The 25,627-nt window shown below is 66.0% G+C and carries 20 protein-coding genes and 5 tRNA genes; 23 read left to right on the forward strand and 2 right to left on the reverse strand.

Going from position 1 to position 25,627, the window contains the following annotated elements; genetic code table 11:
* Positions 1-178 precede the first annotated feature (178 nt).
* Positions 179-1,264 carry a peptide chain release factor 1 gene (prfA, locus tag MNR01_RS15620; protein WP_241918669.1) on the reverse strand — a complete coding sequence of 362 codons (1,086 nt, stop codon included), beginning with the start codon at positions 1,262-1,264 and terminating at the stop codon, positions 179-181.
* 54 nt (positions 1,265-1,318) lie between these two features.
* Positions 1,319-2,599, reverse strand: a complete 1,281-nt coding sequence (hemA, locus tag MNR01_RS15625) for a glutamyl-tRNA reductase (RefSeq protein WP_241918670.1) — start codon at positions 2,597-2,599, stop codon at positions 1,319-1,321.
* A 128-nt stretch (positions 2,600-2,727) separates the two neighbouring features.
* Between hemA and MNR01_RS15630 the strand changes: the two genes are divergently transcribed.
* From MNR01_RS15630 to rpsG, 23 genes are all read left to right on the forward strand, one after another.
* The gene (locus MNR01_RS15630; protein WP_241918671.1) at positions 2,728-4,413 is read left to right on the forward strand and encodes a tetratricopeptide repeat protein; all 1,686 of its coding nucleotides are present in this window, start codon (positions 2,728-2,730) and stop codon (positions 4,411-4,413) included.
* The gene (lolB, locus tag MNR01_RS15635) at positions 4,410-5,039 is read left to right on the forward strand and encodes a lipoprotein insertase outer membrane protein LolB (protein ID WP_241918672.1); all 630 of its coding nucleotides are present in this window, start codon (positions 4,410-4,412) and stop codon (positions 5,037-5,039) included. The genes MNR01_RS15630 and lolB overlap by 4 nt, the downstream gene beginning before the upstream one ends.
* Positions 5,036-5,935: a 4-(cytidine 5'-diphospho)-2-C-methyl-D-erythritol kinase gene (gene ispE, locus MNR01_RS15640; protein WP_241918673.1), complete on the forward strand. Its 900-nt coding sequence runs from the start codon at positions 5,036-5,038 to the stop codon at positions 5,933-5,935. Before lolB ends, ispE begins: the two co-directional genes overlap by 4 nt.
* A 53-nt stretch (positions 5,936-5,988) precedes the next feature.
* A tRNA-Gln gene (locus MNR01_RS15645) sits at positions 5,989-6,065 on the forward strand.
* An 80-nt stretch (positions 6,066-6,145) separates the two neighbouring features.
* Positions 6,146-7,105, forward strand: a complete 960-nt coding sequence (locus tag MNR01_RS15650) for a ribose-phosphate diphosphokinase (protein ID WP_241918674.1) — start codon at positions 6,146-6,148, stop codon at positions 7,103-7,105.
* Positions 7,106-7,241: 136 nt separating this feature from the next.
* A complete protein-coding gene (locus tag MNR01_RS15655; protein ID WP_241918675.1) occupies positions 7,242-7,895 on the forward strand; it encodes a 50S ribosomal protein L25/general stress protein Ctc in 654 nt (217 codons plus the stop codon).
* A gap of 56 nt (positions 7,896-7,951) precedes the next feature.
* Positions 7,952-8,536 carry an aminoacyl-tRNA hydrolase gene (gene pth, locus MNR01_RS15660; RefSeq protein ID WP_241918676.1) on the forward strand — a complete coding sequence of 195 codons (585 nt, stop codon included), beginning with the start codon at positions 7,952-7,954 and terminating at the stop codon, positions 8,534-8,536.
* Positions 8,537-8,597: 61 nt separating this feature from the next.
* Positions 8,598-9,689 carry a redox-regulated ATPase YchF gene (gene ychF / locus MNR01_RS15665; protein ID WP_200606521.1) on the forward strand — a complete coding sequence of 364 codons (1,092 nt, stop codon included), beginning with the start codon at positions 8,598-8,600 and terminating at the stop codon, positions 9,687-9,689.
* A gap of 126 nt (positions 9,690-9,815) precedes the next feature.
* Positions 9,816-9,901: transfer RNA gene (locus MNR01_RS15670), tRNA-Tyr, on the forward strand.
* A 93-nt stretch (positions 9,902-9,994) separates the two neighbouring features.
* Positions 9,995-10,068: transfer RNA gene (locus tag MNR01_RS15675), tRNA-Gly, on the forward strand.
* A gap of 37 nt (positions 10,069-10,105) precedes the next feature.
* Positions 10,106-10,181: transfer RNA gene (locus tag MNR01_RS15680), tRNA-Thr, on the forward strand.
* Positions 10,182-10,233: 52 nt separating this feature from the next.
* Positions 10,234-11,424: an elongation factor Tu gene (tuf, locus tag MNR01_RS15685; protein ID WP_241918677.1), complete on the forward strand. Its 1,191-nt coding sequence runs from the start codon at positions 10,234-10,236 to the stop codon at positions 11,422-11,424.
* 232 nt (positions 11,425-11,656) lie between these two features.
* A tRNA-Trp gene (locus tag MNR01_RS15690) sits at positions 11,657-11,732 on the forward strand.
* A 90-nt stretch (positions 11,733-11,822) separates the two neighbouring features.
* A complete protein-coding gene (gene secE / locus MNR01_RS15695; RefSeq protein WP_158733605.1) occupies positions 11,823-12,200 on the forward strand; it encodes a preprotein translocase subunit SecE in 378 nt (125 codons plus the stop codon).
* Positions 12,201-12,204: 4 nt separating this feature from the next.
* The gene (gene nusG, locus MNR01_RS15700) at positions 12,205-12,774 is read left to right on the forward strand and encodes a transcription termination/antitermination protein NusG (protein WP_200606520.1); all 570 of its coding nucleotides are present in this window, start codon (positions 12,205-12,207) and stop codon (positions 12,772-12,774) included.
* 220 nt (positions 12,775-12,994) lie between these two features.
* Positions 12,995-13,423 (forward strand): 50S ribosomal protein L11, encoded by a 429-nt coding sequence (gene rplK, locus MNR01_RS15705; protein WP_158733603.1) that lies wholly within the window; start codon positions 12,995-12,997, stop codon positions 13,421-13,423.
* 3 nt (positions 13,424-13,426) lie between these two features.
* Positions 13,427-14,125: a 50S ribosomal protein L1 gene (rplA, locus tag MNR01_RS15710; RefSeq protein ID WP_158733602.1), complete on the forward strand. Its 699-nt coding sequence runs from the start codon at positions 13,427-13,429 to the stop codon at positions 14,123-14,125.
* A 379-nt stretch (positions 14,126-14,504) separates the two neighbouring features.
* Positions 14,505-15,041 (forward strand): 50S ribosomal protein L10, encoded by a 537-nt coding sequence (gene rplJ, locus MNR01_RS15715; RefSeq protein WP_158733601.1) that lies wholly within the window; start codon positions 14,505-14,507, stop codon positions 15,039-15,041.
* An 84-nt stretch (positions 15,042-15,125) separates the two neighbouring features.
* Positions 15,126-15,497: a 50S ribosomal protein L7/L12 gene (rplL, locus tag MNR01_RS15720; protein ID WP_200606516.1), complete on the forward strand. Its 372-nt coding sequence runs from the start codon at positions 15,126-15,128 to the stop codon at positions 15,495-15,497.
* A gap of 283 nt (positions 15,498-15,780) precedes the next feature.
* Positions 15,781-19,947: a DNA-directed RNA polymerase subunit beta gene (rpoB, locus tag MNR01_RS15725; protein ID WP_241920655.1), complete on the forward strand. Its 4,167-nt coding sequence runs from the start codon at positions 15,781-15,783 to the stop codon at positions 19,945-19,947.
* 110 nt (positions 19,948-20,057) lie between these two features.
* Positions 20,058-24,284 (forward strand): DNA-directed RNA polymerase subunit beta', encoded by a 4,227-nt coding sequence (rpoC, locus tag MNR01_RS15730; RefSeq protein ID WP_241918678.1) that lies wholly within the window; start codon positions 20,058-20,060, stop codon positions 24,282-24,284.
* Positions 24,285-24,659: 375 nt separating this feature from the next.
* Positions 24,660-25,034, forward strand: a complete 375-nt coding sequence (gene rpsL / locus MNR01_RS15735) for a 30S ribosomal protein S12 (protein WP_036115437.1) — start codon at positions 24,660-24,662, stop codon at positions 25,032-25,034.
* Positions 25,035-25,087: 53 nt separating this feature from the next.
* Positions 25,088-25,555: a 30S ribosomal protein S7 gene (gene rpsG / locus MNR01_RS15740; protein ID WP_200606512.1), complete on the forward strand. Its 468-nt coding sequence runs from the start codon at positions 25,088-25,090 to the stop codon at positions 25,553-25,555.
* Positions 25,556-25,627 lie beyond the last annotated feature (72 nt).

The raw sequence follows: 25,627 nt of genomic DNA on the forward strand, positions 1-25,627 counted from the left end.
CCGCGTCGATGTCCTTTGCCGGAGGTGCGGGAGTCGGAGGCGCGGCTGTTGGGGGCGCAGTGGGTTCATCCGCCATGCTGGGCACCGTGTCGTGGCCGGTTGGCCGCGAGTGTAGCGCCGTTGTCGTCCACGCCCGCGTCACCTCGCCGTGCCGTGTCGCGGCATGGTCCAGCCCGACTCAGGCGTCGTGCGTCAGCCGCGCCAGTTCGTCGGCCTGGTGCTCGTGCTGCAGGCGTCCGAGCAGTTCCTCCAGATCGCCCTCGATCACGTTGGGCAGGTCATAGAGCGTGAGGCCTTCGACGCGGTGGTCGGTGATGCGGCCCTGCGGGAAGTTGTAGGTGCGGATGCGCTGGCTGCGGTCGCCGCTGCCGACCTGGAGCTTGCGGATCGAGGCCTGCGCGGCGGCGGCCTTGGCTGCCTGCGCCTCGGCCAGGATCGCGACCAGGCGCTTCATCGCCTTGTCGCGGTTGGCGTGCTGGCTGCGTTCGGTCTGGCATTCCACGACCACGCCGCTGGGCACGTGGGTGATGCGGATCGCCGATTCGGTCTTGTTGACGTGCTGGCCGCCGGCGCCGCTGGAGCGGAAGGTATCGACCTTCAGGTCGGCCGGACTGATCTCGATCGGTTCGCCCTCGGCCTCGACCGCGATGATCGCCACCGTCGCCGCCGAGGTGTGGATGCGGCCCTGCGACTCGGTCGCCGGCACGCGCTGCACGCGGTGCGTGCCCGATTCGAACTTCAGGCGCGAATAGGCGCCGCGCCCTTCCACGCGCGCGATCACTTCCTTGAAGCCGCCGTGCTCGCCGGGGCTGCTCGACTCGATCTCCACCTTCCAGCCCTGACGCTCGGCGTAGCGCGCGTACATGCGGAACAGGTCGCCGGCGAAGATCGCCGCTTCGTCGCCACCGGTGCCGGCGCGCACTTCCAGGTAGATGTCGCCGTCGTCGCGCGGATCTTTCGGCACGAGGTGGGCGAGCAGTTCGCTTTCGAGCTGCAGCAGGCGCGAGTTGGCGGAAGCGATTTCCTCTTCCGCCAGTTCGGCCAATTCCGGGTCGTTGCGCATGCCCTCGGCCGCGCTCAGGTCGCGCTTGGCCTGCGCCTCGGCGGACAGGGCATGGGCCACCGGCTCGAGCTGGGCGAACTCGCGCGAGAACTTGCGGAAGCGATCGGCATCACCGATGACGCCGGGGTCCGACAACAGCCGCTCGAGTTCTTCGCGGCGTTCGACGAGGGCTTCGAGCTTGCGGCGCAGGGTAGGGGTCATGGGCGAACCGGGTGTGGAGGAAGGGAGCAGGCAGTACCGCGGCCGTGAAGGTCGCTAGGCTTCGCGCTGCTCGTCATTCCCGGCACCGGGTTCGCTCTCGGGGAAAAGCTTCTCTGCCGCACGCGCCAGTTCGACGTTCCCACTCAGTGCCGCCTCGCGCAACGCCACGGTCGGTGCGTGCAGCAGGCGGTTGGTGAGCGTGTGGGCGAGGAAGTTCAGCACTTCCTGCGGGTCCTGGCCGGCGGCCAGTTGCTGTTGCGCCCGGGCCAGCACATCGGCCCTGGCCGACTCGCCGTGCGCGCGCAGGCGCTTGAGCGGCGCGGTGCGGGTGCTGGCGGCGATGGTCTCGGTGAAGCGCGCCACCTGCATCTCGACGATGGCCTCGGCTTCGGTCGCCGCTTCGCGACGGCTGCGGCGGTTGTCCTCGATCGCCCGTTCCAGGTCGTCGACGGTGTACAGGAACACGTCCTTGAGCTCGGCGACGTCGGCGGCGATGTCGCGCGGCACGGCCAGGTCGAGCAGCAGCATCGGCCGGTGCCGGCGCGTCGCCAGTGCCGCGGCGACATTGGCCTTGCGCAGGATCGGGTCTCGGCTGGCGGTGGCCGAAATAACCACGTCGGCCTCGCCCAGGTGCTTGTCGAGCTCGCCCAGGGGCAGGGCGACGCCACCGTGGCGGGTGGCCAGTTCCTGCGCGTGGGCCAGCGTGCGGTTGGCCACCAGCAGGCGTTTCGCGCGCGCCTGCACGAGGTGGCGCGCGGCCAGCTCGATGGTTTCGCCGGCGCCGATGAGCAGCACGGTAGAATCCTCGAGGCGGGCGAAGGATTCCTGCGCCAGGCGCACCGCCGCCGAAGCCACCGACACCGGGTTGGCGCCGATGCGGGTATCGGTGCGCGCGCGCTTGGCGGTGGAGAAGGCGTGCTGGAACAGTCGGTCGAGCTGGCTGCCCAGGCTGCCGGCACTGCGCGCAGTGGCCCAGGCGTCCTTCACCTGGCCCAGGATCTGCGGCTCGCCGAGCACCAGCGAGTCCAGTCCCGTGGCGACGCGGAACAGGTGGCGCACCGCATCGGCATCGCGATGGCGGTACAGGTAGGCATGCAGGTCGCCGACCTCGTCGGGGTGGGTGGCCAGCCAGTCGGCCAGGGACTGGCCGTCGTCATCGGCAACCGCATAGAGCTCGGTGCGGTTGCAGGTCGACAGCAGTGCGACCTCGCTGACCTGCGGCAACGCGCGCAGCGCATCGAGCGCTGCCGGCACGGAGTCGGCCGAAAACGCGACGCGCTCGCGCAGGCTGACCGGCGCGGTCTGGTGGTTGATGCCTAGTACGAACAAACTCATTTCAAACGCGCCGGACTTCGCCGACTGGGGCCTCTTCCGTTCAGGTGCTTGCGATAAGCTGCTGGCTACCGCGGAGGCCGACATTCTACCGGCCCCGTCCCGTCCCGGTTGACCTGCAGGCTTGATCGATGCCCGTTGCCTTGCGCACGCTATGTTTCATCCTTGTCGCCCTGCTGGCCGCCGAACCGCTGGCCGCCGCGGAAAAAATGGCCCGGCCCGGCCCGGTCGCCGACCCCACCGCCGCTTCGCTGGAGCCGTTGCTGGCCGGCGAGTTCGCCCTGCAGTCCGGGCGGCTGGACGAGGCCGCCCAGTCCTACCTGGACGCCGCCCGCGCCGCCGACGACGTCGCCCTCGCCGAGCGCGCGACCCGCATCGCCCTGCTCGCCAAGGACGACAAGCGCGCCGCCGAGGCCCTGGACCTGTGGCGCAAGCAGGGGGGTGAGGGCCTCAACCTGGCCGCCGCCGAAGCGGTCCTGGCGATCCGCCGCGGCGACGAACGTGCCGCCCGCCGATACCTGACGCAGTTGCTGTCCGCCCCGGGCGACAGCGGCTGGCGCCAGGCGCTGGGCGTGCTCAGTGGCGGCGCGCGCGACCCGAAGCAGTCGGCTCGCTTGCTGGAGCGGCTGGTCAAGGACGGCAGCATTCCCAACAAGCTGCCCGCCTGGCTGGCCTTCGGTGGCCTGGCCCAGGGGCTGGAGCAGCCAGAGCTGGTCGAGCGCATCGTGGCCGAAGTGGTCGAGCGTTTCCCCGGCGAGGCCCGCGTTGGCCTGCTGCGCGCCAGCCAGCTGCGTGAGGCCGGCAAGGAAGACGAGGCGCGCAAGCTGCTGGCCTCGCTGTCCGAGCAGGCGGGTACCGACGCCGAGCTGCGCCGGGCGATCGCCGACGAGTACCACCGCCTGGGCGACTACCAGTCCGCCGAGGCGGTGCTGGCCAAGGGCCCGCAGGACGACCAGACCTATGCCCTGCGCGCCGCGCTGCTGGCCCAGGGTGAGGACAAGCAGTCGCTGACCCGCCTCTACGAGGAACTGCGCGCCGGAGCCTCGCAGCCGGATCCGCAGCGCCGCCTGCTGCTGGGCCAGATGGCCGAGTTCCTCGATCGCTTCGACGAAGCGCTGGAGTGGTATCGCGGCGTGCCCGGTGGCGAACAGCGCTGGGCCGCGCGGCTGCGCAGCGCCAACGTGCTGCACGAGCTCGACCGCGACGCCGAAGCCTACAAGCTGCTGCGCGAGCTGCAGGCCGATGCCGCTGTCGACGACGAATCCCGTCGCGATGCCTACCTGCTCGAGGCCGCATTGCGCGAGAAGGACAAGGACCTGCCCGGCGAAGTCGACGTCTATGCGCGCGGCCTGGCTGCGTTCCCGGACGACCCGGAGATCCTCTACGCCCGCGCCCTGAGCTGGGAGCGCCATGACGACATCGCGCGTGCCGAGGCCGACCTGCGCAAGATCCTAGTCGCCGAACCGGACAACGTCGCCGCGCTCAACGCGCTGGGCTACACGCTGGCCGACCGCACCACGCGTTACCAGGAAGCGCTGCAGCTGATCGAGCGCGCGCGCACCGCCGAGCCCGACAATCCGGCGATCGTCGACAGCTACGGCTGGGTGCTCTATCGCCTGGGTCGCAACGAAGAAGCGCTGATCGAGCTGCGCCGCGCCCTGACCCTGCAGAAGGACGCCGAGATCGCCGCGCACCTTGCTGAAGTGCTGTGGGTGACCGGTCGCAAGGACGAGGCGCGCAAGTACTTCGAGCAGTCACGCAAGATGGATCCGGACAATCGCTCGCTGCTGCGCGCGCTGGAGAAGACCGGCGCATGAATATCCGCGATTCGTTGTGCCTGGCGGCGTTGTCGATGGCCATGCTCGCCGGCTGCGTGTCGAGTCCGACCCGCGCCCCAGCCGTGCCTGTCGACCCCGTCCAGGCGCAGGCCAACGACCAGCGCCGCAGTGACATCGGCGACTGGACCCTGTCCGGCCGCATCGCCGTCTCCAATGGCAAGCAGGGCGGCAGTGGCCGCATCGACTGGCAGGAAACGAAGGGCCGCTACTCGATCTCGCTGAGCGCCCCGGTCACCCGACAGAGCTGGCGCCTCAGCGGCGACGCCGCCGGTGCGCGCCTGGAAGGGGTCGACGGCGGGCCGCGCGAGGGCGCCGATGTCGAATCCATGCTGCAGGCAACCACCGGCTGGGACGTGCCCGTGCGCGCGCTGTCGGACTGGGTGCGCGGCATCGGTGCGGCCACGGCCGAATACGGCCCGGCGAAGATCGAATACGGCGCAGGCAACCTGCCGTCGCGCCTGCAGCAGGCGGGCTGGCTGATCGAATACCAGGACTGGCAGCCGGCCGCCGATGGCCCGGTCATGCCGGCCCGGCTGGTGGCCACCCGTGGCCAGGCGAAGGTCCGCCTGATCGTCGATCAGTGGTCGCTCGGCGCCGGGCAATGAGTCCGCAGGTGGCAGCAACCGACCCGGCGACGAGCTGGGCAGTGTGGCCGGCCCCGGCCAAGCTGAACCTGTTCCTGCGTATCACCGGCCGTCGAGACGACGGCTATCACCTCCTGCAGACCGTGTTCCGGTTGCTGGACTGGGGCGACTCGATTCGGCTGCGGGTCCGCGACGACGGCCAGATCTGCCGTCACGGCGCCAGCGCGCCGGGCGTGGCGGAAGCCGATGACCTGACGGTCCGCGCCGCCAAGTTGCTGCAATCAGAGGCAAAAATCACGCAAGGCGCCGACATCGTCGTCGAAAAGCGCATTCCGTCCGGCGGCGGCTTTGGTGGGGGCTCGTCCGACGCGGCGACCGTCCTGGTCGCCCTCGATGCCCTGTGGGGCACCTGCCTGGAGGTGGACCGGCTGGCCGGGCTGGGCCTGCGACTGGGCGCGGATGTCCCGGTGTTCGTCCGTGGCCATAACGCCTGGGCGGAAGGGGTGGGCGAGCTGCTGTCCCCGATCGATCTGCCGCCGGCGTGGTACGTACTGGCCGATCCCGGCGTGCATGCGCCGACCGCGGCGTTGTTCAGTACCCCTGAATTGACGCGTGATGCCGCGCCCGCGACAATAGCGGACTTCGTTTCGGGTGTGCCGCTCGGGAATGCGTTCGAGCCGGTATTGCGTGTGCGCGAACCCGCCGTAGAGGCGGTGTTTGCAGCACTTTCGCAGATCGGTTCGCCGCGCCTGACCGGGTCTGGCAGCGGCTGTTTCGTCGAATTCGCATCACGCGAAGACGCCGAAGCGGCACTGGTGGCACTACCGCAGGGTCTTCGGGCCTGGCTGGCAACGGGAGCCTCGCGCTCGCCGCTGCTGGAAGCGCGAAGCAGGTGGGAAGGAGCGGGGACCGAGTAGCAGCCGCACCAGGCTCCGGCTCATTCCTGCTGCAGTCCGCTGGTACCTCATGCAGGGGCGTCGCCAAGAGGCCCAAGGCACCAGGTTTTGATCCTGGCATTCGTAGGTTCGAATCCTACCGCCCCTGCCAATTCATTGCGGACCGACCCGGCGTTTCCGGTGCGGACGCTCCCAGATAACCGCCACGGTCAGAGCGAAGCGGAGAGCACTGTGCAGAACGATCGGAACCTGCTGATTTTCAGTGGCAATGCCAACCGCCCGCTGGCCGACGCGGTGTGCAAGGAGCTCGGCATCCGCCTGGGCAAGGCACTCGTCAGCCGTTTCTCGGACGGCGAGGTGCAGGTCGAGATCGAAGAGAACGTGCGCCGCCAGGAAGTGTTCGTGATCCAGCCGACGAACGCGCCCACGGCCGAGAACTTCATGGAGCTGCTGGTGCTGGTGGACGCGCTCAAGCGCGCCTCGGTGGCCAGCGTGACCGCGGTGGTGCCGTACTTCGGCTACGCCCGCCAGGATCGCCGCCCGCGTTCGTCGCGCGTGCCGATCACGGCCAAGGTGGCGGCCAAGATGTTCAGCGCGGTCGGTACCGATCGCGTGCTCACGGTCGACCTGCACGCCGACCAGATCCAGGGTTTCTTCGATATCCCGGTCGACAACGTGTATGCCTCGCCGCTGCTGCTCGCCGACATCTGGCGCGCGCACGGCACCGACAACATGGTGGTGGTCTCGCCTGACGTCGGCGGTGTGGTCCGCGCCCGCGCGATCGCCAAGCGCCTCGACGACGCCGACCTGGCGATCATCGACAAGCGCCGCCCGCGCGCCAACGTCTCCACGGTGATGAACATCATCGGCGACGTCGAAGGCAAGACCTGCGTCCTCGTCGACGACATCGTCGACACCGCCGGCACGTTGTGCGCTGCCGCCGCTGCCCTCAAGCAGCGCGGCGCGGTCAAGGTCGCCGCCTACTGCACCCACCCGGTGCTGTCGGGCGCGGCGATCGACAACGTGACCCGGTCGCAGCTCGACGAGCTGGTGGTGACCGACACCATACGCCTGTCGGACGCGGCCAGGGCCTGCAACAAGATCCGCCAGCTCAGCGTTGCCGAGCTGCTGGCTGAAACGATCCGCCGTGTTGCCTTCGGCGAATCGGTCAGCTCGCTGTACGTTGATTGAGCAGTCGACTGAAAGGTCGATGAAGAATTCGCGGCGACGGCTCCGGTCGTTGCCGCAAACGCCGCTCACCTGGTCGCGGGTGAGCGTTCATACCCGTCGCGAGACGGGTTCATTGCAGTAAAAGTGAGTAATTCCAATGTCTGAACACATCCTCAAGGCCACTGGCCGCAGCGTCGAAGGGAAGGGTGCGAGCCGCCGTCTTCGTCATGCCGCCAGCATCCCGGCCATCGTCTACGGCGGCAAGTCCGCGCCGCAGCCCATCCAGCTCGACCACGAGAAGACCTGGCTGGCCCAGCAGAACGAGTGGTTCTACTCCTCGATCCTGACCCTGGAGATCGACGGCAAGGCCGAGCCGGTCCTGCTGCGTGACATGCAGCGCCATCCGTTCAAGCAGATCATCATGCACCTGGACTTCCAGCGCGTTGATCTGAACCAGGCGCTGAAGGCTTCCGTGCCGCTGCACTTCCTCAACCAGGACAGCTCGCCGGCCGGCAAGGCCGCCGACGTGGTCATCACCCACGAGCTCAACGAAGTCACCGTCAGCTGCCTGCCCAAGGACCTGCCGGAGTTCATCGAAGTCGACCTGGCCAAGCTGGCCGTCGGCGACGTGGTGCACCTGTCGGACATCAAGCTGCCCAAGGGCGTCGAGCTGCCGGAACTGAAGCTGGGCAAGGAACACGACGTTGCCGTCGTGATGGCCAAGCACGGTCGCGTCGAAACCGAGGAAACCTCGGAAGAGGCACCGGCCGAAGTGCCGGCGACCAAGGCCGCCAAGAAGGACGAGAAGTAATCACGTCCCGTGCGCCTGCCCGCAACCGCGGGCAGGCCACTGCGTGAGACTCTCTGATGGCTGCCGGTTTGCGCCTCATCGTCGGTCTGGGAAATCCCGGAGCCGAACACCTCCGGACCCGGCACAACGCCGGGTTCTGGTTTGTGGACGCCCTGGCTTCACGCCTGGGCGGCCGCTTTGGTCTGGAATCCAAGCTGTTCGGCGAGACCTGCAAGGTCGACATTGCCGGCCAGCCGGTCTGGCTGCTCAAGCCGGCCACCTTCATGAACCTGTCCGGCAAGTCGGTCACCGCGGCCCTGCGCTACTGGAAGATCGAGCCGGAGCAGATGCTCGTCGCCCACGATGAGCTCGACCTCGACGCCGGCGTCGCCCGCCTCAAGTTCGAGGGCGGCCATGGCGGCCAGAACGGCCTGCGCGACATCAGCCAGCTGCTCGGCCACGGCAAGTACCATCGCCTGCGCATCGGCATCGGCCACCCCGGCCACAAGGACCGCGTCACCTCCTGGGTGCTGGGCCGTCCGGGCAGTGCCGACGAGGCGATGATCCTGCGCGCCGTCGACGATGCCCAGGACGTATTGCCCCTGGCGGTCAGCGGCGACTTCAACGAGGCCATGAAGCGGCTGCACACGCCGCGGGCCTGAGTTCCACCCCCATTCCTGGTGCCGGCGCGATGCCGGTGCTGCAACAGAGCGAGAAAGCGTCATGGGCATCAAATGCGGCATCGTCGGCCTGCCTAACGTCGGCAAGTCGACCCTCTTCAACGCCCTGACCAAGGCCGGCATCGCGGCGGCCAACTTCCCGTTCTGCACGATCGAACCCAACGTCGGCGTCGTGCCGGTGCCCGATCCGCGCCTGATCGCGCTGTCGGAGATCGTCAAGCCGCAGAAGTGCATCCCGACCGCGGTCGAGTTCGTCGACATCGCCGGCCTGGTCGCCGGTGCCGCCAGCGGCGAGGGACTGGGCAACAAGTTCCTGGCCCACATCCGCGAGGTCGACGCGATCACCCACGTGGTGCGCTGCTTCGAGAACCCCGACGTCATCCACGTCAACAACAAGGTTGACCCGATCGCCGACATCGAGACGATCGACACCGAGCTGGCCCTGGCCGACCTGGAGTCCGTGGAAAAGGCCCTGCAGCGCGCCGAGCGCACGGCCAAGACCGGTGACAAGGACGCCAAGATCCGGGTCGAGGTGCTGGGCCGTGTCCGCGCCGGGCTGGATTCGGGCAAGCCGGCGCGCGCGCTGGGCCTGTCGGAAGACGACCGCCTGCAGGTGCGCGACCTGTTCCTGCTGACCCTCAAGCCGGTCATGTACGTCGCCAACGTCCTCGAGGACGGTTTCCACGACAACCCGCACCTGGACGCCGTGCGCGAGCGCGCGGTGGGCGAGGGTGCCGAGGTGGTGCCGGTGTGCGCGGCGATCGAAGAAGAGCTCAGCCAGCTCGAGGACGCCGACCGCGACGCCTTCCTGACCGACCTCGGCCTCGACGAGCCGGGCCTGAACCGGGTCATCCGCGCTGCTTACAAGCTGCTGGGCCTGCAGACCTATTTCACCGCCGGCGTGAAGGAAGTCCGCGCCTGGACGGTCAAGTCCGGTTCGACCGCGCCGCAGGCCGCCGCGGTGATCCACACCGACTTCGAAAAGGGCTTCATCCGCGCCGAAACCATCGCGTATGACGACTACATCAAGTACAAGGGCGAGTCCGGTGCCCGCGACGCCGGTCGCCTGCGTCTGGAAGGCAAGGAATACCGCGTCCAGGAAGGCGACGTACTGCATTTCCGCTTCAACGTCTGATCGATCCGTCCGCTTGCCCGCGCGCTGGGGGACGGTGTTTTGAAGAGTTTTTGCCTCTATCGTGAAAATTGATGTGTAATCGCCGTTGACAACCCCGCCGACCGGTCCCAAAATTGCGGGCTCTTTGGAGGGATACCCAAGCGGCCAACGGGGGCAGACTGTAAATCTGCTGGCTTACGCCTTCGGTGGTTCGAATCCACCTCCCTCCACCAGCTTCACCCGGTCGCAAGGTCGGCAGTGCAACAGGCAACAAACCGATGGCGTTACCATCCATCGGCGCAGTACCCAAGCAGGTAGGTTCCGGCGCGGGAGTAGTTCAACGGTAGAACCTCAGCCTTCCAAGCTGATGGTGCGGGTTCGATTCCCGTCTCCCGCTCCATTGAACGCCGCGACGTCCCACCTGCTAGGCACAATCTGCTCACGTAGCTCAGTCGGTAGAGCACCTCCTTGGTAAGGAGGAGGTCGAAGGTTCGATTCCTTTCGTGAGCACCACTACAAGCGATCCACCAACGTAATTCCGTCCTACAAGCGAGAGTCGACTGTCATGGCCAAGGGTAAGTTTGAGCGCACCAAGCCCCACGTGAACGTGGGCACGATCGGTCACGTCGACCACGGCAAGACGACGCTGACGGCGGCACTGACGAAGGTGGGTGCGGAGCGTTTCGGTGGCGAGTTCAAGGCGTACGACGCGATCGACGCGGCGCCGGAAGAGAAGGCGCGCGGCATCACGATCTCGACGGCGCACGTCGAGTACGAGAGCCCGAACCGTCACTACGCCCACGTGGACTGCCCGGGCCACGCCGACTACGTGAAGAACATGATCACGGGTGCGGCGCAGATGGACGGCGCGATCCTGGTGTGCTCGGCCGCTGACGGCCCGATGCCGCAGACGCGCGAGCACATCCTGCTGTCGCGCCAGGTCGGCGTGCCGTACATCGTCGTGTACCTGAACAAGGCCGACATGGTCGACGACGCCGAGCTGCTCGAGCTGGTCGAGATGGAAGTGCGCGAGCTGCTGTCGAAGTACGACTTCCCGGGCGACGACACCCCGATCATCCACGGTTCGGCCCGTCTGGCGCTGGAAGGCGACCAGTCGGAAATCGGCGTGCCGTCGATCCTGCGTCTGGTCGAGGCGCTGGACACGTTCATTCCGCAGCCGGAGCGTGACGTCGACAAGGCGTTCCTGATGCCGGTGGAAGACGTGTTCTCGATCTCGGGCCGCGGCACCGTGGTGACCGGCCGTATCGAGCGCGGCATCATCAAGGTGGGCGACGAAATCGAAATCGTCGGTATCCGTCCGACGCAGAAGACGACCGTCACCGGCGTCGAGATGTTCCGCAAGCTGCTCGATCAGGGCCAGGCAGGCGACAACGCCGGTCTGCTGCTGCGCGGCACCAAGCGTGACGACGTCGAGCGCGGCCAGGTGCTGTGCAAGCCGGGTTCGATCACCCCGCACACCGAGTTCGAGGCCGAGGTGTACGTGCTGTCGAAGGACGAGGGCGGCCGTCACACCCCGTTCTTCAAGGGCTACCGCCCGCAGTTCTACTTCCGCACGACCGACATCACCGGCGCAGTGACGCTGCCGGAAGGCGTCGAGATGGTCATGCCGGGCGACAACATCAAGATGGTCGTCGCGCTGATCAACCCGGTGGCAATGGACGAAGGCCTGCGTTTCGCAATCCGCGAAGGCGGCCGTACCGTCGGCGCCGGCGTGGTGGCGAAGATCATCAAGTGACGAATTGACCCGGGCGCGCGCAAGCGCGCCCGGCTTTGTCAATTCGTCATCCCCGCGAAGGCGGGGATCCAGGGACGTTGATTTTGCCGTAGATGTTGTGGACTTCCCGGCGAGTCGGCAACGGCTCGCCGTCGCCGTCTAAGGGGCCTGGTTCTGAACCGGGGCGCCTGAACTCCGGGGCTGAAATCGGGTCCAACCCGCTTCCAGCAAAACCGTTAAGCTTTATCGATGTACGCCAGTAGCTCAATTGGCAGAGCAGCGGTCTCCAAAACCGCAGGTTGGGGGTTCGAGTCCCTCCTGGCGTGCCACTACATGCGGGCGCTTCCGCACAGCCCCGGTCATCCGTGGTCGGGACGTTCCACCTACAGACGTGGCCTCACCGCCGCGCGATGGATCGGATGAACAGCAAGGTCGAACAACACGGATCCTCCTCTGCCGGCGACATCGTCAAGTACGCACTTGCCGTGCTGCTGGTCGCTGCGGGCGTGGCCGCTTACATCTACTTCGACCAGTGGGCCGGCGCGCTGCGCGCCCTGGCCGTCGCTGGCGGCCTGGTCCTGGGTGCCGGTGTGTTCCTGACCAGCTCCAAGGGCCTGCAAACCCGCGAATTCCTGTCTGAATCGCGCTTCGAGCTGCGCAAGGTGGTCTGGCCGACCCGCCAGGAAGCCATGCGCACCACCTGGGTGGTCATGATCGCCGTCGCCGTGCTGAGCCTGATCCTGGCCGGTTTCGACGTGGTGATCCAGGCCGCAGTCAAGTTCCTGCTGGGGCGCTGAAGAAATGAGCGAAGTGCATAAGCGTTGGTACGTGGTACATGCCTACTCGGGCTTCGAGAAGTCCGTGGCACAGGCGCTGCGTGACCGTATCGTGCGCGACGGCATGCAGGAGCGTTTCGGCGAAGTGCTGGTCCCGACCGAAGAGGTCGTGGAAATGCGCTCCGGCCAGAAGCGCCGTTCCGAGCGCAAGTTCTTCCCGGGCTATGTCCTGGTCCAGATTGCGACCCATGACGAAGCGGGCATCCCGCGCATGGACAACGAGAGCTGGCACCTGGTCAAGGAGACCCCGAAGGTGATGGGCTTCATCGGCGGCACCGCCGACCGCCCGCTGCCGATCGCCGACCACGAGGCCGACATGATCCTGCAGCGCGTGCAGGAAGGCGTCGAGAAGCCCAAGCCCAAGGTGCTGTTCGAGCCGGGCGAGATGGTCCGGGTCATCGACGGCCCGTTCAACGACTTCAACGGCGTGGTCGAAGAGATCAACTACGAGAAGAGCCGCCTGCGCGTGGCCGTGCTCATTTTCGGCCGCTCGACCCCGGTCGAGCTGGAATTCGGGCAGGTCGAGAAGGCCTGACCCGGCTCGGCGCCGGGTCTGGCATCCGGCGCTAAATAGCTGATATACTTGCTGGCTCGCCGCTTTCAGCGCGATCCAGAAGCCCCGGCCGCCGCATGGCGGCCGTCGGCGTGCTGGGCAGTCCAGTCAGATTGCAGACACAACGTGATGTCGGGACACGTGATTTTCCCGGCGCGATGGGGAGCCTGAAGTCCAGGCGTTTGCACCCGGAGAGAGAGAAATGGCTAAGAAAGTAGTCGGTTACATCAAGTTGCAGGTCAAGGCCGGCCAGGCCAACCCGTCGCCGCCCGTCGGCCCGGCCCTGGGCCAGCGCGGCCTGAACATCATGGAGTTCTGCAAGGCCTTCAACGCCGCGACCTCCAAGCTCGAGCCGGGTCTGCCGACCCCGGTCATCATCACCGCGTACTCGGACCGTACCTTCACCTTCATCACCAAGTCGACCCCGGCTTCGGTGCTGCTGAAGAAGGCCGCCGGCGTCGCCTCGGGCTCCAAGCGCCCGAACACCGAGAAGGTGGGCAAGGTCACCCGCGCCCAGCTCGAAGCGATCGCCAAGCAGAAGGAAGCTGACCTCACGGCAGCCGACCTGGATGCAGCGGTGAAGACGATTGCGGGTTCGGCCCGCAGCATGGGTCTGGTGGTGGAGGGTTAAGACATGGCAATGACCAAGCGCGAAAAGGCCATCCAGGCCGCAGTTGTCCCGGGCAAGACCTACGCCATCGACGACGCACTCAAGATCGTGAAGACCGCCACCAAGGCCAAGTTCGTCGAGTCCGTCGACGTCGCCGTGCGCCTGGGCGTGGACGCGAAGAAGTCCGACCAGCAGGTTCGCGGTTCGACCGTGCTGCCGGCAGGTACCGGCAAGTCGGTGCGCGTGGCGGTGTTCGCCCCCGCCGGTGCGAAGGCTGACGAAGCCATCGCCGCTGGCGCCGAAGCCGTGGGCATGGACGACCTGGCCGAGAAGATGATGGCCGGCGACCTGAACTACGACGTCGTCATCGCCACCCCGGACGCCATGCGCGTCGTCGGCAAGCTGGGCCAGGTGCTCGGCCCGCGTGGCCTGATGCCGAACCCGAAGGTCGGCACCGTTTCGCCGAACCCGGCCGAAGCCGTGAAGAACGCCAAGGGCGGCCAGGTGCGTTACCGCACCGACAAGGCCGGCATCATCCACTGCACCATCGGCAAGGCTTCGTTCGAAGACGCCTCGCTGAAGGAAAACCTGACCGCGCTGCTGCTCGACCTGATCAAGGCCAAGCCGTCGTCTGCCAAGGGCCAGTACCTGCAGAAGATCTCGATCAGCACCACCATGGGCCCCGGCGTCGCCGTGGACCAGGGCACGCTGACCCTGAAGTGACGATTTGACCCGCGCGCTTGCGCGTGGGTTTGTCAGACCAACGTCCCCGGATTCCCGCCTTCGCGGGAATGCCGGAGACAAAATTTTGAGGGCATCGCCCAGGGTGCAAACCCGAAGCGATAGCCGTCAAAGACCGCAGGTGCGGTCAGCGCCTACCGGCGACGGGCATGGATGCTCGACATGGCAGGGAATCGCCGTCGGTGGAAGCGGGGCTGCTTAATCCGGACTCGTTCGGGTCGGCCTGCGTAGATGGTGCCTTCTGGAAATCTTTCTGGAGTGGCCACCACCGGGATGTTCGCCCATCCCCGATGCCACGGACGGTATCGCCCAGGACCGCAAGCGGCAGGAGCCGTAAGCGGAGTTCATTTGGAGGAGTGCAATGGCTCTCAATCTGTCCCAGAAGCAAGAAGTAGTAGCCGAGCTGGCAGAAGTCGCCGCCAAGGCCCACTCCTTGATTGCTGTCGAGTACGCGGGCACCACGGTCAGTCAGATGACCGCGATGCGCAAGAAGGCTCGTGAAACCGGCGTTTTCTTGAAAGTTGTCAAGAACACCCTGGCTTCGCGCGCTGTCGTCGGTACCGAATACGAGTGCGCTAAAGACGTGCTCACCGGTCCGCTGCTGTACGCGTTCTCGATGGAAGAACCCGGCGCTGCCGGTCGTCTGATCAAGGAATTCGCCAAGGGTAACGACAAGCTGCAGGCCAAGGTCGTCGCGATGGGTGGCCAGGTTTATCCGGCCAGCCACGTCGAAGTCCTCGCTTCGCTGCCGACCCTCGAACAGGCTCTGGCCATGCTGGCCCGCGTCCTCAACGAGCCGGCAACGATGTTCGCCCGCGCCGTCAAGGCAGTGGCCGACAAGCAGGGCGGTGGCGATGTTGCCGACGCCGAAGCCGAAGCAGTGGCGGAACCGGCGTAACACGTTATTTAACGTCCGCGCCGAAACCTGTCGTAGCTCGCTTTACCAATCGATTCGTAAGATCAATTTCCAGAGGTTAATAACATGTCCCTGTCCAACGAACAGATCGTCGACGCCATTGCCGAGAAGACCCTTCTCGAGGTGATGGAGCTGGTCAAGGCGATCGAAGAGAAGTTCGGCGTCTCCGCCGCTGCCCCGGTCGTCGCTGCTGGCCCGGCCGTTGCCGCTGCCGTCGTCGAAGAGCAGACCGAGTTCAACGTCATCCTGAAGGCTGCCGGCGAGAAGAAGGTCGAAGTCATCAAGGCCGTCCGCGCCATCACCGGCCTGGGCCTGAAGGAAGCGAAGGACCTCGTCGAGGGTGCTCCGCAGACCGTGAAGGAAGCCGTCTCGAAGGACGACGCCGAGAAGTTCAAGAAGGACCTCGAGGCTGCCGGCGCATCGGTCGAGCTGAAGTAATTCAGTACTTGTGTCGCCGGCTCTTGTTAAGAGCGTAGTACTGGCGACCACCTGAGGCTGGGGACGAAAGTCCCCGGCCTTTGGCCGTTCCTGGGGTTACGAGCCCAGGGGGCGGCAGGAATAACGCGTTACCAACGAGTTGACAGTCGGAAGTAGCGGGAGAAGGCGTGCTGGTGCCGGCAATACCAGCGACTTCCCACTGGCAATTTTGATCCCCCGGCTCGCCGCGAAGGCGAACCACCGAAAATCTCCGAGGCGGTAGCTCACCATGACCACAGCTTCCATGACGACGGCCTCCAAGGCCATCTACTCGTTCACCGAAAAGAAGCGAATTCGCAAGGATTTCGGCAAGCGCAAATCCATCCTCGAAATTCCGTTCCTGCTGGCCATCCAGGTCGACTCGTACCGGGAGTTCCTGCAGGAAAACATCGATCCGGCCAAGCGCGCCGACCGCGGCCTGCACGCGGCCCTCAAGTCGGTGTTCCCGATCGTCAGCTACAGCGGCAACGCCGCCCTGGAATACGTCGGCTACAAGCTGGGCGATCCGCCGTTCGATGAGCGCGAGTGCCGTAACCGCGGCCTCTCCTACGGCGCCCCGCTGCGCGTGACCGTGCGCCTGGTGATCTACGACCGCGAGTCGTCGACCAAGGCCATCAAGTACGTGAAGGAGCAGGAGGTCTACATGGGCGAGATTCCGCTCATGACCGACAACGGCACCTTCATCGTCAACGGCACCGAGCGCGTCATCGTCTCGCAGCTGCACCGTTCGCCGGGCGTGTTCTTCGACCACGACCGCGGCAAGACCCACAGCTCGGGCAAGCTGCTGTACAGCGCCCGCATCATTCCTTACCGCGGTTCCTGGCTCGACTTCGAGTTCGACCCGAAGGATGCGCTGTTCACCCGTATCGACCGTCGCCGCAAGCTGCCGGTGACCGTGCTGCTGCGTGCGCTGGGCTACAACAACGAAGAAATGCTGCGCGAGTTCTTCGAGATCAACACCTTCCACATCATGCCCGAGGGCGTGCAGTGGGAGCTGGTCTCCGAGCGCCTGCGTGGTGAAACGCTCGACTTCGACCTGGCCGATGGCGACAAGATCATCGTCGAGGCCGGCAAGCGCATCACCGCGCGCCACGTCAAGCAGCTGGAGGCCTCGGGTATTGCCGCCCTGGCCGTGCCGGACAGCTACCTGGTCGGCCGCATCCTCTCGCACGACGTCGTCGACGCCAAGACCGGCGAACTGCTGGCCACGGCCAACGACGAGATCAACGAAGACCAACTGGGCGCGTTCCGCAAGGCCGGCATCGATGCGGTCGGCACCCTGTGGGTGAACGACCTCGACCGCGGTGCATACCTGTCCAACACGCTGCGCATCGACCCGTCGAAGACGCAGCTGGAAGCGCTGGTCGAGATCTACCGAATGATGCGTCCGGGCGAGCCGCCGACCAAGGACGCCGCGCAGAACCTGTTCCACAACCTGTTCTTCACCTTCGAGCGCTACGACCTGTCGGCCGTGGGCCGGATGAAGTTCAACCGTCGCCTCGGCCGCAAGGAAACCGAGGGCGCTTCGGTGCTCTATGACGCCAAGTACTTTGCCGAGCGCAAGGACGAGGAGTCGGTGCGCCTGCGCAACGCCAACGGCGCCACGTCCGACATCCTCGACGTGATCCGCGTGCTGACCGAGATCCGCAACGGTCGCGGCACGGTCGACGACATCGACCACCTGGGCAACCGTCGCGTGCGTTCGGTCGGCGAAATGGCCGAGAACGTGTTCCGCGTCGGCCTGGTCCGCGTCGAGCGCGCGGTCAAGGAGCGCCTGTCGATGGCCGAGTCCGAAGGCCTGACCCCGCAGGAGCTGATCAACGCCAAGCCGGTGGCCGCCGCGATCAAGGAGTTCTTCGGCTCCTCGCAGCTGTCGCAGTTCATGGACCAGAACAACCCGCTGTCGGAAGTCACCCACAAGCGTCGCGTCTCGGCCCTCGGCCCGGGCGGCCTGACCCGTGAGCGCGCCGGCTTCGAAGTCCGCGACGTCCACCCGACCCACTACGGCCGCGTCTGCACCATCGAGACGCCGGAAGGCCCGAACATCGGCCTCATCAACTCGCTCGCCGTGTTCGCCCGTACCAACCGTTACGGCTTCCTCGAGACGCCGTACCGCAAGGTCATCGACGGCCGCGTCACCGATGCCGTCGAGTACCTGTCGGCGATCGAAGAGAACGAGTACGTCATCGCCCAGGCCAATGCACCGACCGACGACGACAACAACATCACCGCCCAGTTCGTCGCCTGCCGTTACCAGGGCGAGTCGATGCTGCGTCCGCCGAGCGAGATCCACTTCATGGACGTCTCGCCGATGCAGACCGTGTCGGTCGCTGCGGCGCTGGTGCCGTTCCTCGAGCACGACGACGCCAACCGCGCACTGATGGGCGCCAACATGCAGCGCCAGGCCGTGCCGACGCTGCGTGCGCAGAAGCCGCTGGTCGGTACCGGCATCGAGCGCGCCGTGGCGCGGGACTCGGGCGTGACCGTCAATGCCCGTCGTGGTGGCGTGATCGAGCAGATCGACGCAGGCCGCATCGTGGTCAAGGTCAACGAGAAGGAAATCGTCGGCGAGACCGATGCCGGCGTCGACATCTACACGCTGATCAAGTACACCCGCTCCAACCAGAACACCTGCATCAACCAGCGTCCGCTGGTGAATGTCGGTGACGTGGTTGCGCGCGGCGACGTGCTGGCGGACGGTCCGTCGACCGACATCGGCGAGCTCGCGCTCGGCCAGAACATGCTGGTCGCGTTCATGCCGTGGAACGGCTACAACTTCGAGGACTCGATCCTGCTCTCCGAGCGCGTGGTCGAGCAGGATCGTTACACCACGATCCACATCGAAGAGCTGACCTGCGTCGCCCGCGACACCAAGCTGGGACCGGAGGAAATCTCCGCCGACATCCCCAACGTCTCCGAGCAGGCCCTCAACCGCCTCGACGAGTCGGGCGTGGTCTACATCGGCGCCGAAGTGCGTGCCGGCGACATCCTGGTCGGCAAGGTCACGCCGAAGGGCGAGTCGCAGCTGACCCCGGAAGAGAAGCTGCTTCGCGCGATCTTCGGCGAGAAGGCCTCCGACGTTAAGGACAGCTCGCTGCGCGTTCCGCCGGGCATGGACGGCACCGTCATCGACGTGCAGGTCTTCACCCGCGACGGCATCGAGAAGGACAAGCGCGCGCGCCAGATCGAGGAGTACGAGATCCGTCGCGTCAAGAAGGACTTCGACGACCAGTACCGCATCCTCGAAGCGGCGATCTACGACCGCCTGCGCACCCAGCTGATCGGTCGCGTCGCCAATGGCGGCGGTGGCCTGAAGAAGGGCGACACCGTCACCTCGCTCGTGCTCGAGGGCCTGTCCCGCAAGGACTGGTTCACCCTGCGCATGAAGGACGAGGAAGCGGTCGAGGCGATCGAGCGCGCGCAGAAGCAGATCGAGGTCCACAAGGCCGAGTTCGAGAAGCGCTTCGCCGACAAGCGCGGCAAGATCACCCAGGGCGACGACCTCGCACCGGGCGTGCTGAAGATGGTGAAGGTGTTCCTCGCGGTGAAGCGCCGCATCCAGCCGGGCGACAAGATGGCCGGCCGCCACGGCAACAAGGGTGTCGTGTCGACCATCGTGCCGGTGCAGGACATGCCGTACGCGGCCGACGGCCAGACCGTCGACATCGTCCTCAACCCGCTGGGCGTGCCATCGCGTATGAACATCGGCCAGATCCTCGAAGTGCATCTGGGCTGGGCCGCCAAGGGCCTGGGCCAGAAGATCCAGCGCATGCTGGAAGCACAGCAGAAGGTCTCCGAGCTGCGCCAGTTCCTCGACGACATCTACAACCACGACACCAAGATCGCCGGTGACCGCGTCGACCTGACCCAGTTCAGCGACGAGGAGCTGCTGACGCTCGCCAAGAACCTGTGCGATGGCGTGCCGATGGCCACCCCGGTGTTCGACGGTGCCGCCGAGTCGGAGATCAAGCGCATGCTCGAGCTCGCCGACCTGCCCACCAGCGGCCAGACCATGCTGTTCGACGGTCGCACCGGTGAGTCGTTCGAGCGTCCGGTCACGGTCGGCTACATGCACATGCTGAAGCTGAACCACCTGGTCGACGACAAGATGCACGCCCGTTCCACTGGTCCGTACTCGCTCGTCACCCAGCAGCCGCTGGGCGGCAAGGCGCAGTTCGGTGGCCAGCGCTTCGGTGAGATGGAAGTCTGGGCGCTGGAAGCCTACGGCGCGGCCTACACCCTGCAGGAAATGCTGACGGTGAAGTCCGACGACGTGCAGGGCCGCAACCAGATGTACAAGAACATCGTCGACGGCGAGTACGAAATGGTCGCCGGCATGCCGGAGTCCTTCAACGTGCTTGTGAAGGAAATCCGCTCGCTCGCGATCAACATGGAGCTGGAAGAGAACTGAGGAATCCCAGGGCAGGGAAGGGAGTCGGCCACCGCGCAAGCGACCGGCTCCCGCTCCGAAGCCCGATCTGACGCTTCCCCATTCTCTATTCCCGATTCCCGGAGAAAACCATGAAAGACCTTCTGAATCTGTTCAACCAGCAGCGACAGACCATCGACTTCGATGCGATCAAGATCGCGCTGGCTTCGCCCGACCTGATCCGTTCGTGGTCGTTCGGCGAAGTGAAGAAGCCGGAAACGATCAACTACCGCACGTTCAAGCCCGAGCGTGACGGCCTGTTCTGCGCCGCCATCTTTGGTCCGATCAAGGACTACGAGTGCCTGTGCGGCAAGTACAAGCGCATGAAGCACCGCGGCGTGGTGTGCGAGAAGTGCGGCACCGAGGTCACCCTGGCCAAGGTCCGTCGCGAGCGCATGGGCCACATCGACCTGGCTTCGCCGGTCGCGCACATCTGGTTCCTCAAGTCGCTGCCCTCGCGCATCGGCCTGATGCTGGACATGACCCTGCGTGACATCGAGCGCATCCTGTACTTCGAAGCGTATGTCGTCACCGAGCCGGGCCTGACCGCGCTCGAGCGCGGCAACCTGCTCACCGAAGAGCAGTTCCTGCAGGCACGCCAGGAGCACGGCGACGACTTCGAGGCCGCCATGGGCGCCGAGGCCGTCTACGAGCTGCTGCGCACGATCGACCTGCAGTCGGAAATGGTCCAGCTGAAGGAAGAGATCGCCTCGACCAACAGCGAAACCAAGCTCAAGCGCCTCACCAAGCGCATCAAGCTGGTCGAAGCCTTCCTCGAGTCGGGCAACCGCCCGGAGTGGATGGTCATGACCGTGCTGCCGGTGCTGCCGCCGGACCTGCGTCCGCTGGTTCCGCTGGACGGCGGCCGCTTCGCGACCTCCGACCTCAACGACCTGTACCGCCGCGTCATCAACCGCAACAACCGCCTGCGTCGCCTGCTCGAACTCAATGCGCCCGACATCATCGTGCGCAACGAAAAGCGCATGCTGCAGGAGTCGGTTGACGCCCTGATGGACAACGGCCGTCGTGGCCGTGCCATCACCGGCACCAACAAGCGCCCGCTCAAGTCGCTCGCCGACATGATCAAGGGCAAGCAGGGTCGCTTCCGCCAGAACCTGCTGGGCAAGCGCGTCGACTACTCGGGCCGTTCGGTCATCGTGGTCGGCCCGACGCTGCGCCTGCACGAGTGCGGCCTGCCGAAGAAGATGGCGCTCGAGCTGTTCAAGCCCTTCATCTTCGCCAAGCTGCAGCGCCGTGGCCTGGCCACCACCATCAAGGCCGCCAAGAAGCTCGTCGAGCGCGAAGAGGCCGAGGTGTGGGACATCCTCGAAGAGGTGATCCGCGAGCATCCGGTCCTGCTCAACCGCGCACCGACGCTGCACCGCCTGGGCATCCAGGCGTTCGAGCCGGTGCTGATCGAAGGCAAGGCGATCCAGCTGCATCCGCTGGTCTGCACCGCGTTCAACGCCGACTTCGACGGTGACCAGATGGCCGTCCACGTGCCGCTCTCGCTGGAAGCCCAGCTGGAAGCGCGTGCGCTGATGATGGCGTCCAACAACATCCTGTCGCCGGCCAACGGCGAGCCGATCATCGTGCCGTCGCAGGACGTCGTGCTGGGCCTGTACTACATGACCCGCGGCCTTGAGAACAAGGCAGGCGAGGGCATGGCGTTCGCCAACGTCGCCGAAGTCAAGCGCGCCTACGACAACCGCGTCGTGCAGCTGCACGCCAAGTGCAAGGTCCGCATCACCGAGACGGTGAACAACGACGACGGCACCAGCGAGCAGAAGACCTCGATCGTCGACACGACCGTGGGTCGCGCCCTGCTGCGCGAGATCCTGCCGGAGGGCCTGCCGTTCGCGCTGGCCAACGTCGAGCTGACCAAGAAGAACATCAGCCGCCTGATCAACTCCTGCTACCGCATGCTCGGCCTGAAGGACACGGTCGTGTTCGCCGACAAGCTGATGTACACCGGCTTCGCCTACGCGACCCGCGCTGGCGTCTCCATCGGCATCGACGACATGCTGATCCCGGTCGAGAAGAAGGGCATCCTGGCCGAGGCCGAAGCCGAGGTCCTGGAAATCCAGGAGCAGTACCAGTCGGGCCTGGTCACCGCCGGCGAGCGCTACAACAAGGTCGTCGACATCTGGTCGCGCACGAACGAGCGCGTGGCCAAGGCGATGATGGACGCGATCGGCACCGAGAAGGTGCTCAACGCCAAGGGCGAGACCATCGACCAGAAGTCGATGAACTCGATCTACATCATGGCCGACTCCGGCGCCCGTGGTTCGCAGGCCCAGATCCGTCAGCTCGCCGGTATGCGCGGCCTGATGGCCAAGCCGGACGGCTCGATCATCGAGACGCCGATCACCGCGAACTTCCGCGAAGGCCTGAACGTTCTCCAGTACTTCATCTCGACCCACGGCGCCCGTAAGGGCCTGGCCGATACCGCGCTGAAGACGGCGAACTCCGGTTACCTGACCCGTCGCCTCGTCGACGTGGCGCAGGACGTGGTGATCACCGAGGACGATTGCGGCACGCTGGAAGGCCTGACCATGACTCCGATCGTGGAAGGCGGCGACGTGGTCGAGCCGCTGCGCGACCGCGTGCTGGGTCGCGTCGTGGCCGAGGACGTGTTCCTGCCGGGCAACGACGAAGAGCCGATCGTCACCCGCAACACCCTGCTCGACGAGGGTTGGGTGCAGAAGCTCGACGACGCTTCCGTGCAGTCGATCAAGGTCCGTTCGACGATCACCTGCCGCAGCTCGTTCGGCGTCTGCGCGCACTGCTACGGTCGCGACCTCGGTCGCGGTCACCTGGTCAACCACGGCGAAGCGGTCGGCGTTGTCGCCGCGCAGTCGATCGGTGAGCCGGGTACGCAGCTGACCATGCGTACGTTCCACATCGGTGGTGCCGCTTCGCGTGCCGCCGCCATCGACAACGTCACGGTCAAGACCACCGGTAGCATCAAGTTCAACAACCTCAAGCACGTCGATCACGCCGGTGGCCACCTGGTCGCAGTGTCGCGTTCGGGCGAGTTGTCGGTGCTCGACGGCCACGGCCGTGAGCGCGAGCGCTACAAGCTGCCGTACGGCGCCACGGTCAACGTCAAGGACGGTGCCACGATCAAGGCCGGCCAGACCGTGGCCAGCTGGGATCCGCATAACCACCCGATCGTTTCGGAAGTCGCCGGTTTCGTCCGCTTCATCGACTTCGTCGATGGCGTGACCGTGATCGAGAAGACCGACGAACTGACCGGCCTGGCGTCGCGCGAGATCACCGATCCCAAGCGTCGCGGCTCGCAGGGCAAGGACCTGCGTCCGATCGTCCGAATCGTCGACAAGAACGGCAAGGACCTGTCGATCCCGGGTACCGATCTGCCGGCGCAGTACCTGCTGCCGCCGCGTTCGATCGTCAACCTGCAGGACGGCGCGCCGGTCGGCGTGGGCGACGTGGTTGCCAAGATCCCGCAGGAAGCGTCCAAGACCCGCGACATCACCGGTGGTCTGCCGCGCGTTGCCGACCTGTTCGAAGCACGCAAGCCCAAGGACCCGGCGGTCCTGGCCGAGCGTTCGGGCATCGTCTCCTTCGGTAAGGACACCAAGGGCAAGCAGCGCCTGATCATCAAGGACACCGACGGCAACGAGCACGAAGAGCTGATCCCCAAGTACCGCCAGATCATCGTGTTCGAAGGCGAGCACGTGGAGAAGGGCGAGACCGTGGTGGACGGCGAGCCGAGCCCGCAGGACATCCTGCGCCTGCTCGGTGTCGAGCCGCTGGCCGTGTACCTGACCAAGGAAATCCAGGACGTCTACCGCCTGCAGGGCGTGAAGATCAACGACAAGCACATCGAGGTGATCGTTCGCCAGATGCTGCGCAAGGTCGAGATCACCGACCAGGGCGACAGCAAGTTCCTCAACGGTGAGCAGGTCGAGCGTCAGCGTCTGATCGAAGAGAACGCCCGCCTGGCCGGTCGCAACGAGATCCTGGCCGGCTTCGAGCCGGTCCTGCTGGGCATCACCAAGGCCTCGCTGGCGACCGAGTCGTTCATCTCGGCGGCCTCCTTCCAGGAGACCACCCGCGTCCTGACCGAGGCTGCCGTCCGCGGCACCCGCGACGGTCTGCGCGGCCTGAAGGAGAACGTGATCGTCGGCCGCCTGATCCCGGCCGGTACCGGTCTGGCGTACCACACGCTGCGCCGCAAGAACGCGTCGGGCCTGACCGACTCGGAAATGGAAGCGCTGTCGGCACCGGTCGCCTCGGCGATCGAGCCGGTCGTGGAAGTGGCCGAGGTCGAAGGCGACTCGAGCGCCTCGTAAGCAGCAAGAACGGGCAGGGCGGGAGTTTCCCGCCCTGTTCGGCCCACTCTGGGCCGGCCCCGGATTGGCTTGGTTTCGGCCGGCAAATCCGGTTACAATTAGGGAAATACCGACAGCCCCCTCGTGGGGCCGTCCAGATCACGAAATGAGGATGCAGGATGCGCCTCGTGTTCGGCCCAGGATGGGCGGGATCGCAGTGAAGTTCCGACCTCGCAGGCTGCCTTCGGCGGCCCGGGCGGAACACACGGTTTAGCTCGCGTTGACGGTGACGTCTGACGCGGGCTATACTTTTTCGTCTCGGTATGCCGGGTTGCCCCGGCGTGCCGTTCGTTTTTCCACGAAAGGCCAATCCAGGCCTTCTTCAAAGAGTTCCAGATGGCGACGATCAATCAGCTGGTCCGCAAGCCGCGGCAGGCGACCACCTACAAGAGTGCCTCGCCGGCGCTCGCGAACTGCCCGCAGCGTCGTGGCGTTTGCACCCGCGTGTACACCACGACCCCGAAGAAGCCGAACTCGGCTCTGCGTAAGGTCGCCAAGGTGCGCCTGACCAACGGCTACGAGGTCATCTCGTACATCGGCGGCGAAGGCCACAACCTTCAGGAGCACTCGGTCGTGCTGATCCGCGGCGGTCGCGTCAAGGACCTGCCGGGCGTGCGCTACCACACCGTGCGTGGCTCGCTCGATGCCGCCGGTGTCGCCAAGCGCCGCCAGAGCCGCTCCAAGTACGGCGCCAAGCGTCCGAAGTCCTAAGCCGGACGACCGTTTCGGTCTCCGTACAAGAATCACGAGAATAGGTACGCACCATGTCGCGTAAAGGTTCCACCCCTCAGCGTTCGGTCCTGCCGGACCCCAAGCACGGCAGCGAGACGATCGCCCGTTTCATCAACATGGTCATGCAGAGCGGCAAGAAGTCGGTCGCCGAGAAGATCGTCTACGGCGCGATGGATGTCATCAGCGAGAAGAACCCCAATGCCCTCGAGCTGGTCGAGAAGGCACTGGGCAACGTTTCGCCTGCGGTCGAAGTGAAGTCGCGTCGCGTCGGCGGTGCCACCTACCAGGTGCCGGTCGAAGTCCGTGCCTCGCGCCGCATGGCGCTGGCCATGCGCTGGCTGATCGAGTCGGCGCGCAAGCGCGGCGAGAACACCATGCCGCGCAAGCTCGCTGCCGAACTGATCGACGCCTCGGAAAGCCGCGGCGGCGCCATCAAGAAGCGCGAAGAAACCCACCGCATGGCGGAAGCGAACAAGGCGTTCGCCCACTACCGCTGGTGATCTGAGCCGGACGCCCCCATATAGGGGGGCGTCCCACTCAGCAGCACGACATGTGCTGCCGCGGCGGCGAGA

This window comes from Lysobacter sp. S4-A87 (genome assembly GCF_022637455.1).
Classification (GTDB): Bacteria; Pseudomonadota; Gammaproteobacteria; order Xanthomonadales; family Xanthomonadaceae; genus Lysobacter_J.

Excerpts from the sequence above, each read along its gene's own strand:
- prfA (WP_241918669.1), bottom strand. The coding sequence starts at position 1,264 with ATGACCCCTACCCTGCGCCGCAAGCTCGAAGCCCTCGTCGAACGCCGC.
- hemA (WP_241918670.1), bottom strand. The coding sequence starts at position 2,599 with ATGAGTTTGTTCGTACTAGGCATCAACCACCAGACCGCGCCGGTCAGC.
- MNR01_RS15630 (WP_241918671.1), top strand. The coding sequence starts at position 2,728 with ATGCCCGTTGCCTTGCGCACGCTATGTTTCATCCTTGTCGCCCTGCTG.
- lolB (WP_241918672.1), top strand. The coding sequence starts at position 4,410 with ATGAATATCCGCGATTCGTTGTGCCTGGCGGCGTTGTCGATGGCCATG.
- ispE (WP_241918673.1), top strand. The coding sequence starts at position 5,036 with ATGAGTCCGCAGGTGGCAGCAACCGACCCGGCGACGAGCTGGGCAGTG.
- MNR01_RS15655 (WP_241918675.1), top strand. The coding sequence starts at position 7,242 with ATGTCTGAACACATCCTCAAGGCCACTGGCCGCAGCGTCGAAGGGAAG.
- pth (WP_241918676.1), top strand. The coding sequence starts at position 7,952 with ATGGCTGCCGGTTTGCGCCTCATCGTCGGTCTGGGAAATCCCGGAGCC.
- ychF (WP_200606521.1), top strand. The coding sequence starts at position 8,598 with ATGGGCATCAAATGCGGCATCGTCGGCCTGCCTAACGTCGGCAAGTCG.
- tuf (WP_241918677.1), top strand. The coding sequence starts at position 10,234 with ATGGCCAAGGGTAAGTTTGAGCGCACCAAGCCCCACGTGAACGTGGGC.
- secE (WP_158733605.1), top strand. The coding sequence starts at position 11,823 with ATGAACAGCAAGGTCGAACAACACGGATCCTCCTCTGCCGGCGACATC.
- nusG (WP_200606520.1), top strand. The coding sequence starts at position 12,205 with ATGAGCGAAGTGCATAAGCGTTGGTACGTGGTACATGCCTACTCGGGC.
- rplK (WP_158733603.1), top strand. The coding sequence starts at position 12,995 with ATGGCTAAGAAAGTAGTCGGTTACATCAAGTTGCAGGTCAAGGCCGGC.
- rplA (WP_158733602.1), top strand. The coding sequence starts at position 13,427 with ATGGCAATGACCAAGCGCGAAAAGGCCATCCAGGCCGCAGTTGTCCCG.
- rplJ (WP_158733601.1), top strand. The coding sequence starts at position 14,505 with ATGGCTCTCAATCTGTCCCAGAAGCAAGAAGTAGTAGCCGAGCTGGCA.
- rplL (WP_200606516.1), top strand. The coding sequence starts at position 15,126 with ATGTCCCTGTCCAACGAACAGATCGTCGACGCCATTGCCGAGAAGACC.
- rpoB (WP_241920655.1), top strand. The coding sequence starts at position 15,781 with ATGACGACGGCCTCCAAGGCCATCTACTCGTTCACCGAAAAGAAGCGA.
- rpoC (WP_241918678.1), top strand. The coding sequence starts at position 20,058 with ATGAAAGACCTTCTGAATCTGTTCAACCAGCAGCGACAGACCATCGAC.
- rpsL (WP_036115437.1), top strand. The coding sequence starts at position 24,660 with ATGGCGACGATCAATCAGCTGGTCCGCAAGCCGCGGCAGGCGACCACC.
- rpsG (WP_200606512.1), top strand. The coding sequence starts at position 25,088 with ATGTCGCGTAAAGGTTCCACCCCTCAGCGTTCGGTCCTGCCGGACCCC.